Annotated in this window: 13 protein-coding genes; 8 read left to right on the top strand and 5 right to left on the bottom strand. The window is 69.6% G+C overall.

The features are described from left to right. The first annotated feature begins 6 nt into the window (after positions 1-6). The 3 genes from JOE53_RS14105 to JOE53_RS14095 are packed head-to-tail and all read left to right on the top strand — an operon-like array spanning position 7 to position 3,778. Positions 7-1,098, top strand: coding sequence for an ABC transporter permease (locus JOE53_RS14105; protein WP_204948096.1), 1,092 nt, complete (start codon positions 7-9; stop codon positions 1,096-1,098). A gap of 14 nt (positions 1,099-1,112) precedes the next feature. Next, a complete protein-coding gene (locus JOE53_RS14100) occupies positions 1,113-2,117 on the top strand; it encodes an ABC transporter permease (protein WP_204948095.1) in 1,005 nt (334 codons plus the stop codon). After that, on the top strand, positions 2,117-3,778 hold the full coding sequence (locus JOE53_RS14095) for a dipeptide ABC transporter ATP-binding protein (RefSeq protein WP_061683324.1): 1,662 nt from the start codon (positions 2,117-2,119) through the stop codon (positions 3,776-3,778). The genes JOE53_RS14100 and JOE53_RS14095 overlap by 1 nt, the downstream gene beginning before the upstream one ends. Before the next feature lie 259 nt (positions 3,779-4,037). Here the strand turns inward: JOE53_RS14095 and JOE53_RS14090 are convergent, their stop codons facing one another. Continuing rightward, entirely contained in the window at positions 4,038-5,207 is a 1,170-nt protein-coding gene (locus tag JOE53_RS14090; protein ID WP_204948094.1) for a hypothetical protein, read from the bottom strand. A gap of 25 nt (positions 5,208-5,232) precedes the next feature. Beyond that, on the bottom strand, positions 5,233-6,798 hold the full coding sequence (locus JOE53_RS14085) for an MFS transporter (RefSeq protein ID WP_204948093.1): 1,566 nt from the start codon (positions 6,796-6,798) through the stop codon (positions 5,233-5,235). Positions 6,799-6,993: 195 nt separating this feature from the next. Here JOE53_RS14085 and rpsF point away from each other — a divergent pair, with 195 nt between their 5' ends. The 4 genes from rpsF (at position 6,994) to rplI (ending at position 8,665) form a co-directional block, all read left to right on the top strand. Continuing rightward, complete coding sequence (gene rpsF, locus JOE53_RS14080; protein ID WP_036282987.1) at positions 6,994-7,332, top strand: 30S ribosomal protein S6; 339 nt, start codon at positions 6,994-6,996, stop codon at positions 7,330-7,332. Between the two features lie 5 nt (positions 7,333-7,337). Continuing rightward, complete coding sequence (locus JOE53_RS14075) at positions 7,338-7,844, top strand: single-stranded DNA-binding protein (RefSeq protein WP_005054611.1); 507 nt, start codon at positions 7,338-7,340, stop codon at positions 7,842-7,844. Positions 7,845-7,945: 101 nt separating this feature from the next. Then, a complete protein-coding gene (gene rpsR, locus JOE53_RS14070) occupies positions 7,946-8,200 on the top strand; it encodes a 30S ribosomal protein S18 (protein ID WP_005054609.1) in 255 nt (84 codons plus the stop codon). 12 nt (positions 8,201-8,212) lie between these two features. After that, entirely contained in the window at positions 8,213-8,665 is a 453-nt protein-coding gene (gene rplI / locus JOE53_RS14065) for a 50S ribosomal protein L9 (RefSeq protein WP_036288929.1), read from the top strand. Between the two features lie 165 nt (positions 8,666-8,830). Here the strand turns inward: rplI and JOE53_RS14060 are convergent, their stop codons facing one another. Beyond that, positions 8,831-9,979 carry a hypothetical protein gene (locus tag JOE53_RS14060; protein ID WP_204948092.1) on the bottom strand — a complete coding sequence of 383 codons (1,149 nt, stop codon included), beginning with the start codon at positions 9,977-9,979 and terminating at the stop codon, positions 8,831-8,833. An 83-nt stretch (positions 9,980-10,062) separates the two neighbouring features. Then, the gene (locus tag JOE53_RS14055) at positions 10,063-11,019 is read right to left on the bottom strand and encodes a hypothetical protein (RefSeq protein WP_204948091.1); all 957 of its coding nucleotides are present in this window, start codon (positions 11,017-11,019) and stop codon (positions 10,063-10,065) included. A gap of 460 nt (positions 11,020-11,479) precedes the next feature. Between JOE53_RS14055 and dnaB the strand changes: the two genes are divergently transcribed. Next, on the top strand, positions 11,480-12,862 hold the full coding sequence (gene dnaB, locus JOE53_RS14050; RefSeq protein ID WP_204948090.1) for a replicative DNA helicase: 1,383 nt from the start codon (positions 11,480-11,482) through the stop codon (positions 12,860-12,862). A 99-nt stretch (positions 12,863-12,961) separates the two neighbouring features. Here dnaB and JOE53_RS14045 read toward each other — a convergent pair whose 3' ends face one another. Continuing rightward, entirely contained in the window at positions 12,962-13,303 is a 342-nt protein-coding gene (locus JOE53_RS14045; RefSeq protein ID WP_204948089.1) for a helix-turn-helix domain-containing protein, read from the bottom strand. Positions 13,304-13,308 lie beyond the last annotated feature (5 nt).

Below are 13,308 nucleotides of genomic sequence, written 5' to 3'. Positions count from 1 at the left end.
GCATCTATGACCAGCACCGCCACGGCATCCTCCGTCGCCGAGCCGCCTCCCGCGCTGGAGGTCCGCAAGACCGGATCCGGCTCAGCCCTGGGCCGGTACATCCTCATTCGGTTCCTGCTGATCTTCCCGACCGTGCTGATCCTCGTGACGCTGGTCTTCTTCCTCATCCGCCTCACCGGCGACCCGATCACCGCCGCCCTCGGCGGACGCCTGCCGGCCGATCAGCTGGCCGAGCGCATCCACGAGGCCGGCTATGACCGACCGATCCTCGTGCAGTACGTCGAGTACCTCGGCCGCATCTTCACCTTCGACTTCGGCACGACCATCACCGACAACCAGCCGGTCGTGCAGGTCATCGCCACCTACGGCACCGCGACCCTCGAGCTCGTGTTCTATTCGCTCGTGATCGCGTTCATCGTCGGCATCCCGCTGGGCATGGTCGCGGCGGCGCTGCGTGACCGCTGGCCCGACGCGCTGCTGCGCGTGAGCGCCATCCTCTTCTACGCGACGCCCGTCTTCTTCGCGGGCCTGGTCGCCAAGCTCGTCTTCGGCGTCTGGCTCGGTTGGCTGCCCATCTCCGGACGCGCGAGCGTACGCACCGAGCTCGCCATCGGCCGCAACGGCGGCACCGGCATCTATCTCATCGACGCGATCGCCTCCGGCAACCCCGCCTACGTGCAGGACGTGCTGCTGCACGCGGTACTCCCCGCCCTCACGCTGGGTCTGCTCACCGCCGGCATCTTCCTGCGGCTCGTCCGCACGAACGTCATCGGCACCTTCAACATGCCCTACATCGATGCGGCCCGTTCGCGGGGCGTGCGCGAGGGGCGACTCGTGCGCACGCACGCGTACAAGCCTGCGCTCATCCCGATCATCACGGTCATCGGCCTGCAGATCGCGCTCATGCTCGGCGGTGCCGTGCTGACCGAGACGACCTTCGAGTGGAAGGGTCTCGGCTTCCAGCTCGCCGCCTACCTCGGCTCGCGCGACTTCGTCGCCGTGCAGGGAATCGTCGCGATGATCGCGATCATCGTCGCGGTCACCAACTTCGTCGTCGACATCATCGCCGCGTTCATCGACCCTCGGGTCCGGTACTGAGGAGGGATGCCGACATGACCAAGCCTCGCCTCATCGACCGGATGCCGGTCGTCCACCAACTGCGCCAGAGCGTCGGCCTGCAGCGCGGCATGCTCGTCGCGGGCCTCGTGCTGACCGGTGTCTTCGTGGTGTGTGCGGTCTTCGCGCCGCTGCTCGCCCCGTACGGCTACGCGCAGTTGAGTGGCCCCGACGGCAACTTCGGCGCCCAGCAGCCGCCGAGCGCGGCGCACCTGCTCGGTACGACCGTCGGCGGCTACGACGTGCTGTCGCGCGTCATCTGGGGCGCGCAGACCGCGCTGATGGTCGTGATCGTGGCGATTGCGATGTCGGTGTTCCTCGGCATCCTGCTGGGTCTCGTCTCCGGCTACCTCGGCGGCTGGGTCGACCGCGCTCTGGTGGTCGTCGCCGACGCGATCTACGCGTTCCCGACGCTGCTGCTCGCGATCGTCGTGGCCATCGCGATCAACAACGGACAGTCCGGGCTGTGGCCCGGGATCATGGCGGCCGCGGCCTCCATCACCGTCGTGTTCATCCCGCAGTACTTCCGGGTCGTGCGCGCCGAGGTGGTGCGGGTCAAGACGGAGGCCTTCGTCGAATCGGCGAAGGTGATCGGTGCCTCGACGCCGCGCATCATGTTCCGCCACGTGCTGCGCAACTCCACGCGCACGTTGCCGCTGATCGTGACCCTCAATGCGTCGGAGGCCATCGCCACCCTCGCCGCTCTCGGCTTCCTCGGCTTCGGCATCCAGCCGACCGTGGCCGCCGAGTGGGGTTACGACCTCAACAAGTCGATCAGCGACGTCGCCGCGGGCATCTGGTGGACCGCGGTTCCCCCGGGGCTCGCGATCGTGCTGACGGTGCTGGGTATCACGCTGATCGGCGAGAGCCTCAACGACCTCGCCGACCCGCGCCTGCGCGCGCGGCGTCGCGCAGGGGCGGCGAAGAAGACACCGACACCGGCGGATGCCGTCGCGGCGAGCCAGCCGGCGTTCCGCGAGATGATGGGAGAGGTGGAGTGATGGCTGCGGCCTCTTCCGACGCACGCGCCGTCGACATCCGTGACCTGGACGTCACCTTCGCGACCGACGGTGGCGACGTGCACGCCGTGCGCGGTGTGAGCCTGGACGTGCGCCCCGGCGAGGTGCTCGCGATCGTCGGCGAGTCGGGCAGCGGCAAGACTGTCACCGCCCGCAGCATCCTGGGCCTGCTGCCCGAGACGGCGCTGACGCAGGGTGCCGTCGTGCTCGACGGCACCGATGTCATCGGCCTCGACCGCGAGGCGATGCGCCGGGTGCGCGGCACGAAGGCGGCGATGATCTTCCAGGAGCCCTCGACCGCCCTGAACCCTGTCTTCACCGTGGGGTGGCAGCTGGCCGAGGGTCTGCGTGCCCACGGGAAGTACTCGAAGAAGCAGGCGCGCGAGCGCGCGATCGAGATGCTCGGCCGTGTCGGCATCCCCGATCCCGAGCGGCGCGTCGACGACTACCCGCACCAGTTCTCCGGCGGGCAGAAGCAGCGCATCGTCATCGCCACGGCGCTGGCGCTCGATCCGACCGTGATCATCGCCGACGAGCCGACCACGGCGCTCGATGTCACGGTGCAGGCCGAGATCCTCGATCTGCTCCGGCGCCTGCGCGACGAAGACGGCACCGCGATCGTGCTGATCACGCACAACATGGGCGTCGTGGCCGACCTCGCCGACCGCGTCGCGGTCATGCTGAATGGCGAGGTCGTCGAGACGGCGCCCGCCCTGGAACTGTTCGCCGCCCCGCAGAACGACTACACGAAGCGGCTGCTGGCCGCCGTGCCGCGCCTGGAGATCGTCGACCGGCAGCTGCCGGCGGGAGTGGCCGAGGCGGCGCCGGTCGTGGTGGCGGAGGATCTCGTCATCGAGTACGCCGGGCGTCTGCGTCGTGCCGGCTTCCGTGCCGTCGACCACGTGAGCTTCTCGATCGCGCCGGGCGAGGTCGTGGGCCTGGTCGGCGAGAGCGGATCGGGAAAGACGACGATCGGCCGTGCGATCGCCGGGCTCACACCCGTGACCGGCGGCTCGCTGCGGGTGCTCGGGGTCGAGATGAACGGGGTCAAGGAGCGCACGTTCCGGCCCCACCGCAAGGACCTCGGGTTCGTGTTCCAGGATCCGGCGACGAGCTTCAACCCGCTGCTGACGATCGCGCAGAACGTCGCCGAGCCGTTGGTCGTGCACGGCGGCGCTCGGGATGCCGCGGATGCCCGCGACCGCGTCGATGAGCTGCTCGAGGCCGTGCAGCTGCCGAAGGCGTTCGGCGACCGGTTCCCGCACGAGCTGTCGGGCGGGCAGCGCCAGCGGGCATCGCTCGCCCGCGGTCTCGCCCTCGACCCGAAGCTGCTCATCGCCGACGAGCCCACGAGCGCGCTCGACGTGTCGGTGCAGGCTCGCGTGCTGGAACTGTTCGGTGAGCTGCAGGAGCGGTTCGGGTTCGCGACCCTGTTCATCACGCACGATCTCGCGGTGGTCGACATGCTCGCCCACCGGGTCGTGGTGCTGCACACGGGCACGATCGCCGAGACCGGACCGACCGCGCGGGTGCTCGGCGACCCCCAGGACGACTACACCCGCAAGCTCATCGCGTCGCTGCCGGTGCCCGATCCGGTGGAGCAGGCCGCGCGCCGCGAGGCCTGGCGCGCCGCCCGCGGCTGAGCTGCGCTGCGCCTGCGGGCTGCGGCCTGCGGCCTGCGGCCTGCGGGCTGCGCCACCGGAGGAGATTTCGCTCCGGGAGGATCGATCGGGCCACGGCATCCTCCCGACGTGAAATCTCCTCCCGAACAGCCGGCGTCCGGCGGACACCGCAGCGCGCTCGCGCTCGTGCAGGACACTCCGGCAGAGGTGGATGCCGCGTATGCCGCCCCCCGCCGTCGCCTGACCGGCGCCGCACACCGTTTCACGTGCAACGGCGGTCTCAGTTCGACAGGTTCTCGATGATCGACGCGAACACACCCAGCGGGCCGAACAGCATCAGCAGCAGTGCGGCGCCGATCACGATGATCGCGGCCCATGGCACCCGACGTCGCAGCCGGCGGCCCTCGGGTGCGACGCCGGGAGGTGGACCCAGGGATGCCGCGGGCGCCGCGAACGGCAGTGCCGCCGATCCCGCCGCGTCACGCGCGGGGACGGCCGCGCCGGTCGCCGGTGCGGCCAGGCGCTCGTCGCGCCAGCGCTCCCACTGTGCGAGCTTGTCCAGCAGCGCTGCGACGACGGAGAACAGCCAGGCCCAGGTGGCCGGGTCGAGCGTGGACGCCTCGCGCGGCGTGTAGAGGAAGAGCCAGTCGTCGACGATCTCGATGTCGAGGGCGGCAGCGTGGTCGACGAATCGCGCCATGATGTCGGGCGTGAAGAGGTAGAGCGCGTCGGCCTCGTAGCCGGACGGGCAGTAGAGCGTGAAGGTGCGGTCGAAGTCGCCCTCCAGACTCAGCCGCTGTGACCCGTCGAGCGCGGCCGGCAGGTTGGAGCCGAACAGGCTGTTGTTGCCGACGGCATCCAGCACGATGTTGGGCAGCGGGGTCGACAGCTTGACGGCGACGTAGCCCCACCGATGCGTCGACTCGTTCTTGCCCGAGCCCGTGCGGTACACATAATTGCCGAACTCCACGAAGCGCGGCCGCTCGCCGCGGACCACGTCGCTCGCGATGCGCCCGTGTCCGATGCCGAACACCATTCCCCGCAGCGGTGGGTTCGACACCGACGGGTACCAGGTCATCGCGTTGGCCCGCGCGAAGCGGTCGAGGCGCCACCACCGCTCCCCCGTGCGGGCGCCGAACATGCGCACCAGCGCGGTCGCGAGCACCGCGACCACACCGACGACCACGAGGATCGGCGCGATCATGAGGGGCGAGAACCCGCCCCCGGATGCCGTCATCATGCCGCCCACGACACCGATCACCGTCGACCCGAAGACGAAGAGCACGGCCACGACGGCGAGCACGGCGAAGACGGCCCGCGACGCGACGTTCGGCGCCGGTGCCCGTCCGCTCGCGCGCAGGTCGCGGACGTAGGCGCGCACGGTCGCCCGATCGGCAGGCTCGATGAGCGGTCGCGCGTCGAAGGCTGAGGATGCCGCGGGCGTGCTCATATCGCCACGCTACCCGGGCGAGCTTTCAGGGCGCCGTCAGGGCGTCCTCGTCGCGATAACGGCCTCGCAACTCTTTCTCGACGGCGACCCCCGGAAGGCCCACGCCCACCACGATCAGCCCCAGCAGGAGGGCGATCGCCCCGACGAGGTACGCCGCCCAGGCGCCGTCGACGAAGCTCAACCGCGCCGCCTCGAGGATCTGCGCCGCGTAGGCGGGGTTGTTGGCGGCCACGTGGGCGGCCGATGCGTACGACGCCTGCAGGGCGCGGGTGACGTCGTCGGAGACAGAGGCGGCCTCGGGAGAGGCGGCGATGAGGCCGGCGAACACGTGCGAGAACCCGCCGGCGAGCACGGCGCCGAGCAGCGCCTGCATCACGGCGCCGCCGAGGTCGGTCTGCAGATCGCTGGTCGCCGAGGCCATGCCCGCGCGGCGCACCGGGGTGCTGCTGGTCAGGGAGCGGGATGCCGCGGTCATCACGAACGAGGCTCCCCCGCCGACCAGGGCGAACGCGAGGCCGACGACGACCGGCGGTGTGGTCTCGTTCCATGCGAGCACCGTGCCGAAGGCGGCGATGAGCACGACGTAGCCGACGATCATCGCCGTTCGCGTGCCGCGTTCGACGAGGACCGCTGCCAGCGGTGCGCAGACGAGCAGCGCGATCGCGGCGGGGATGAGCGCGATGCCCGCCTGCAGCGCGTCGTAGCCGAGGATGTTCTGCAGGTACTGCTGGCCCACGAACATCGCCCCCACGAGCGCGCCGAAGGCGAGAGTTCCCGCGACGGCCGGCACCCAGAACAGGCGTCGCCGCGCGATCGACAGGTCGTAGAGGGGCGCGGCGACCCGCAGCTGGCGCGCCGCGAAGGCGGCGATCAGCACCGCCGCCGCGACGATCAGGCCCACCCCCACGCCCGTCTCCCCCGGGGCGAAGACGACGCCGAGACCGAGCACCAGCGCGGCCACGGCGATGACCGACAGGATGCCGCCGAGATGATCGACCGGCTCGTCGGACTCCGCCACGCCCCGCGGAATCGACCGTGCGGCGAGGAGCAGCGCCACGACGGCGACCGGCACGGGCAGCAGCAGGGCGAGGCGCCAGCCGAAGGCGACGACGAGCGCACCCGAGATCACCGAACCGGCGACCGTGGCCACGGCGCCGGTCGCCGTCCACAGGGCGATCGCGCGGACGCGCGCCGGCCCCTCGGCCCAGAGGGCGGTGATGAGGGCGAGCGTCGTCGGAAAGGCGCAGCCCGCAGCGATGCCGGTGAGCACGCGCGCTCCCATGAGGAACTCGATCGTCGGGGCGAGGCTTGCCGCGGTGCCGGCGATGAGCAGGCCGATCAGCCCGATGCACAGCAGTCGCACCCGGCCGTAGCGGTCGCCGAGGGCGCCGGCGTACAGCACGGTGATCGCGAGTCCGAGGCCCGTGCCGAGCGCGACGAGGTTGAGTGTCGTCTGGGGGGCGTCGAAGGTGCCGGCGATGTCGGGCAGGGCGACGCTGGCGCCGCCGGTGGTCAGATTGCAGACCGCTGCGGCCATCAGCAGCGCGGTCAGGACCGCGCCTGCGCGCGCGGGAACGTGCGTGCCCGGCATCCACCGTCCTTCCGTCGCCCCCGTCGTCCATGAGCGTAGCGGTCGTCGGGTAGACTGTTGTGGTTGCCCGTCTGCGTTCCGTTCCGGAACAACGCTCGGGCACGTGCATCAACCCTCCTGATGCCGGGAAATGCCCGGCATCCGTTCTAGTCCGAAGGAGGTGGGTTAGTGACGCACTCACACCAGTACGAGCTCATGGTCATCCTCGACCCCGAGATCGACGAGCGTCAGGTCGCCCCCAAGCTCGACGGGTTCCTCAAGGTGATCACCGCAGACGGTGGCTCCATCGAGAACGTCGACGTCTGGGGCAAGCGTCGCCTGGCGTACGAGATCCAGAAGAAGAACGAGGGCATCTACGCCGTCGTCAACTTCACCGCCACGAGCGAGGCCACGCAGGAGCTCGACCGTCAGCTCAAGCTGAACGAGCAGATCATGCGTACCAAGGTCCTGCGTGCCGAGGAGGCGATCGCTCAGGTCGCCGCCGAGAAGGAGCGCGCCGAGGCCAAGGCCGCCCGCAAGGCAGCGAAGGCGTAAGGACGATGGCCGGCGAGACCGTCATCACCGTCGTGGGAAACCTCACGGCAGACCCCGAGCTGCGCTACACGCAGAACGGCCTGCCCGTCGCGAACTTCACGATCGCGTCGACGCCGCGCAACTTCGACCGTCAGGCCAACGAGTGGAAGGACGGCGAAGCGCTGTTCCTCCGCGCGTCGGTGTGGCGCGAGTTCGCCGAGCACGTCGCCGGTTCGCTGACGAAGGGTTCCCGTGTCATCGCGACCGGTCGGTTGAAGCAGCGTTCCTACCAGGACCGCGAGGGCAACAACCGGACCGCGATCGAGCTGGAGGTCGACGAGATCGGCCCCTCGCTGCGGTATGCCACGGCTCAGGTCACGCGTGCCGCGTCCGGCGGAGGCAACTTCGGAGGCGGCCAGCAGTCGCGTCCGCAGCAGCAGGTGCAGCAGGAGGAGCCGTGGGCCACTCCCGGCTCTGCTGCCCCCGACGCCTGGAGCGCACCCGGCGCCTACGGCGACGACACTCCTTTCTGATCGTCGCCGCCGGGGGTTGAGCGAGGCCCGCAGGGCCGAGTCGACACCCTCACGCAGAAAATCTTGGATGCCTCGGCATCCGCACACACCTAAGGAAAACAATGGCTGGAAAGGCTACCGGCGATCGCCGTAAGCCGCGGAAGGGCGCGAAGAACGCCGCTCCCGCGAAGGCGATCCGCGTCGGCGTCATCGACTACAAGGACGTCGCAACGCTTCGCAAGTTCATCTCGGAGCGCGGCAAGATCCGCGCCCGTCGTATCACCGGTGTCTCGGTGCAGGAGCAGCGTCTGATCGCCAAGGCGATCAAGAACGCGCGCGAAATGGCGCTCCTGCCTTACGCCGGCGCTGGCCGCTAAGGAGCACCCATCATGGCAAAGCTGATTCTCACGAACGAGGTTGCCGGGCTCGGAAGCGCCGGCGACGTCATCGAGGTCAAGAACGGGTACGCCCGCAACTACCTCATCCCTCAGGGCTTCGCTGTGGCGTGGACCCGCGGTGGCGAGAAGCAGGTGGCGTCGATCCGCGCCGCCCGTGACGCCCGCGCGATCCACGACCACGAAGAGGCCGTCGCGCTCAAGGACACCCTCGAGTCGAACAAGGTCAAGCTGTCGGTCAAGGCCGGCAAGGAAGGCCGCCTCTTCGGTTCGGTCAAGACCGCCGATGTGGCCGACGCCGTCAAGGCTGCCGGTCTCGGCGAGCTCGACAAGCGCAAGATCCACATCACCGCGCCGATCAAGGCCGTCGGTGAGCACGAGGCGACCGTGCGTCTGCGCGACGACCTCACCGCTGTGATCACCCTCCAGGTGGTCGCCGCCAAGTAAGACCCGCCGGGTTTCCCGGTCGTTGAGCGAGGCGCGCAGCGCCTCGTCGAAACGCCGCACGGATGCCGTGACCTCCCCCAAGGTGAGGTCACGGCATCCGTCGTTTACGCCCTGACGGTGCGGGGGCCGGCGCCAGGCACGGTCGCCGGCCCCCGCCGCCGGGGGTCATTCGGTGCGGCTGCGGCGGCGTGCGGTGAGCATCACCCCCAGCGCGAGAGCGGCGAGCCCTGCCAGCAGCGGCAGCAGGTTGAGGATGCCGCCGGTCGTGACGAGCGCCTTCACCGGGCCGCTCGCGGCCACCATGCCGGTGACCTCGGTGCCGCCGGTGGTCGACGTGCCGGGGTTGTCCGGGTTACCGGGGTTGCCGGGGTTTCCGGGGTTTCCGGGGTTGCCGGGGTTGCCGGGGTTGCCGGGGGTGCCGGTGGTCGGCCCCGTCGTCGTGGCATCGCCGACGATCGCGACGGCGTTGCCGCCGAGCGTGATCGGCGCGGTGATCGGCAGGCCGAGCTGCGTGCCGCCGAGGATGCTGCCGGGTCCACTGGTGGTGGAACCGCCCGTGGTCGTGCCGGAGGTGCCGGCGGGGGCCGTGGTGGTGGCGTTGGTGCTGTCAGCGTCGCCGAGGACGGAGATGGCGTTGCCGCCGGCGGTGATCGGTGCGGTGATCGGGGCGAGCACCTGGGTGCCGCCGAGGATGCCGTCGGCGCCGTCGGTGGTGGCGCCGCCCGTCGATCCGTTGCCGGTGCCGGCGGGGGCCGTGGTGGTGGCCTTGGTGGTCTCGGCGTCGCCGAGGACCGAGATGGCGTTGCCGCCCACGGTCACCGGCACGGCGACGTTCACGACGCCCTGGGTGCCGCCCAGGATGCTGTCGGAGCCGCTCGTGGTGGGTGCGGGAGCCGCCGGTGCCGCCGGCGCCGCTGCGGGTGCCTCAGCCGGCTGCGAGGTCGCGGCATCCGTGCTCTCGGCGTCACCGAGGACGGAGACGGCGTTGCCGCCAAGCGTCACCGGGAGGACGACGTCGATGAGGGCCTGGGTGCCCGAGCCGGCGCCGTCGGAGCCGCTCGTCGACGCGTCACCGCCGCCGACCGAGATCGACGGGGTCGAGGTCTGCGCGTCGGTGCTGGTGGCGTCGCCGAGCACCGAGATGCCGTTGCCGGCGACCGTGACGGGCACCGCGACGGAGATGAGCCCCTGGGTGCCCGACAGCAGACCGTCGTCACCCGTTGTCTCGGCCGCCTGGGCGACCGTTGCGCCGAAGAGCGTGATGCCTCCGGCCAGGAGCGTGCCCCACAGGGCGCTCTTGAGGTTGGTGTTCATGATGATTTCTCTCCTGAGAGTGTTGGGGGGTGTGCGCGCACAGCGCGCGGGATCGTGCCGCTCGGAAGGCGGCCGAACCCCCGTCAGTCAGGGGAGACGTCGGTGGCGAACACCGGCGCGGGGAGGGCAGAGTCGTCCTCCGGTCGGCGTCGCAGCACCCAGGCGCGGTGTGCAGCGAACAGACCGAAGGCGAGCACAGCGCCCGCGCCGAACGAGAATCCAGCTCCGCTGGAGAAGAACGAGATGGCGTCCAGGGTGGGACCGAGAAGTCCCCAGCCGCCGGGAGCGCCGGGAGGGACGGACCCGTTTCGGGCAAGAGCCCCCGCACCCGGAACGAACGAACTGACAGCGGTGCCGAGCGACATCGCGGCCGCGTTCGCGGTCGTCGTGACACCGTGCATCGCCTGGTCCCAGGTCGCCGAGAGCACGGCCAGTGCCGCATCGGTCGGCTCGAGTGCGTCGGTGGACGGAGGGAGGGGGGATGCCGGGCCACCGACAGGGGGGACGACGACGCTCGTGATGGGGGTCACGAGTTCGCCGACGACCGGACGTGAGCTCACGGCGTCGGTGACGGGGGCCGCGGCATCCACGATGGGCTTCACCGCGCCGGTGACCGGCGCGAGAACGGGTGCGAGGGGGCTGACGATCTCGCCGACCGCCGAGCCGACGGGGGCGACGACCTGGCCGACCGGTGCGAGCGGCTCGAGGACGGGGGCGACGGAGTCGACGATGCCGCCCACCGGCCGAGCGACCCTCTCGACGACGGGGGCGACGGTCTCGGCGACGGGAGAGAGGATCTCTGCGACCGGGTCGAGGACGGGTGTGGTCACCTTCGAAAGCGTGCTGGAGACACCGCCCACGAGGGAGCCGAGGGGATTGTCGGTGTCGTCGGCGGCGTGGGCCGACGGACCGGAGAAGAGCGAGATGGCGAACCAGGCGAACGCGGCTCCGACGCCGAGCGCGCCCAGCATCGCCCATCGCCGTGTCGACTCGGTGGTCGATCGTCCGCGGCGCAGCGGGGGGACTGCGATTGTTGCCATGTTCACCTCCCACGACGACGATGTGTCGGGATGCCGGCGCACGCCGACACCCATGGAGTGCCTGGAACAGAGAAGATACGCCGATATATCACTCGCGTCCAGACCCCTGTCGCGAAACTTCCGACGCGCCGGGGCGGACATCTCGACTTGACAAGGGCGCATTCATCCCCATGGTTGTCCCCAACCCTCACCCACAGCGTCAACCTTCAAGCGGTACTTCAACCACATTGCGCATCCACAGGTTGTGAATCAGGAAAATCCTGGTCAGAGGATGTTTCTGTCAGTGAATCTTGAGGTTGCTCGGCGTGTTTCCACAGGTGCTGTGCACAGGGTGTCCGGCGTTTCGCGCACATCATCCACAGAGTTATCCACAGGCCTGTTTGCGACTGTCGGAACCCGTGCCTAACGTGACGTGTGGTCTCGCGGCGGGACCGGTCATCGAGCGTGTGAAGGGGGCTGCATGTCGATCGCGGACATCTCCGAGGATCGCTTCGGTGGACCCCTGGAGAGCCGCGGCCCCGAGCGCACGCCGCCGCACGACCTGCTCGCCGAACAGAGCACGCTGGGCGGCATGCTGCTGTCGAGCGACGCCGTCGCCGATGTGATCGAGGCGCTGCGCGGCACCGACTTCTACGTGCCCAAGCACGAGCTGATCTTCGAGGCGATCCTCTCGCTGTACTCGCACGGCGAGCCCACCGATGTCGTCGCCGTGACCGACGAACTCATCAAGACGGGTGACCTGCAGCGCTCGGGCGGTGCCGACTACCTGCACTCGCTGACTTCGATCGTGCCGACCGCGGCCAACGCCGCCTACTACGCATCGATCGTGCGCGAGCGGGCGCTGCTGCGAAGGCTGGTGGAGGCCGGCACCCGCATCGTGCAGATGGGCTACAACGGTCAGGGCGATGCCCTCGACCTGGTCAACAACGCGCAGGCGGAGATCTACTCGGTCACCGGCGCGGAGCAGGCCGAAGACTACGTGCCGCTGCAGATCGCGGTGGATGCCGCGGTCGAGGAGATCGAGGCGGCGCGCGGGCGTGACGGTCAGATGACCGGCATCCCGACCGGCTTCTCCGGGCTGGACCAGCTGACCAACGGTCTGCACCCGGGGCAGATGATCATCATCGCCGCGCGCCCCGCCATGGGTAAGTCGACGCTCGCGCTCGACTTCGCCCGCGCCGCGGCGATCAAGGCGCAGATGCCGACGATCTTCTTCTCGCTGGAGATGGGTCGCAGTGAGATCGCGATGCGTCTGATGAGCGCCGAGGGCGCGATTCCCCTGCAGAGCATGCGCAAGGGCACGCTCGACTCCCGCGACTGGACGACGATCGCGGCGACCCGCGGTCGCATCAACGACGCGCCGCTCTATATCGACGACAGCCCGAACATGACGCTCGTGGAGATCCGCGCGAAGTGCCGCAAGCTCAAGCAGCGCGTGGGTCTGAAGATGGTGGTCATCGACTACCTGCAGCTGATGACGTCGGGCAAGCGGGTCGAGAGCCGTCAGCAGGAGGTCTCGGAGTTCTCGCGTGCGCTGAAGCTTCTGGCCAAGGAGCTGCAGGTGCCGGTGATCGCCCTGTCGCAGCTGAACCGTGGTCCTGAGCAGCGCGCCGACAAGAAGCCCGCCCTGAGCGACCTGCGTGAGTCGGGCTCGATCGAGCAGGATGCCGACATGGTGGTGCTGCTGCACCGCGAGGCCGCCTACGAGAAGGACAGCCCCCGCGCCGGCGAGGCCGACCTGATCGTCGCCAAGCACCGTAACGGCCCCACCGACACGATCACCGTCGCCTTCCAGGGCCACTTCTCGCGCTTCACGGATATGGCCCCGGGGGACTTCGGTTAGTTGTAGGTTCCGGCTGAGTCTTGCAGTTTCCGGACCGATCCTGCAGTGCGGTTGCAGTACCGCAGGATCGTGCGGAATCGCATTCGGGGCACTGCGAACTCAGGCTCGCTGATCCCAGAGGTCGGTGATGGTGCCCGATTGGAGTGCATCGGCCTCGCCCTCGATTGCGACGGCCGTCTCCCAGACCAGGCTTGGGCGCCTCTCGTACATCGCGACTCGGTCCGGTGTCACTTCGCCGGTCCGCCGGACAAGACCTGCGCGGATGAGTCGCGTGATGAGGTTGTGAATCGTGCTTGCGGGGAGGCCTGTCGCGCCCGACACCTGCGGTGCGGAAAAGCGGCCGTCTTCGGCTCGTCCGATCGTCGCCATGACGGCGAGCATGTGCGAACTGCCGAAGAGATTCTTCGACACATCCCTATGCTCAAGCGCGATCTGGCCCACGTGCT

This window comes from Microbacterium laevaniformans (genome assembly GCF_016907555.1).
Lineage (GTDB): Bacteria > Actinomycetota > Actinomycetes > Actinomycetales > Microbacteriaceae > Microbacterium > Microbacterium laevaniformans.
The sequence above is the reverse complement of the archived record's forward strand: the minus strand, read 5'-3'. Positions and strand labels throughout refer to the sequence as shown.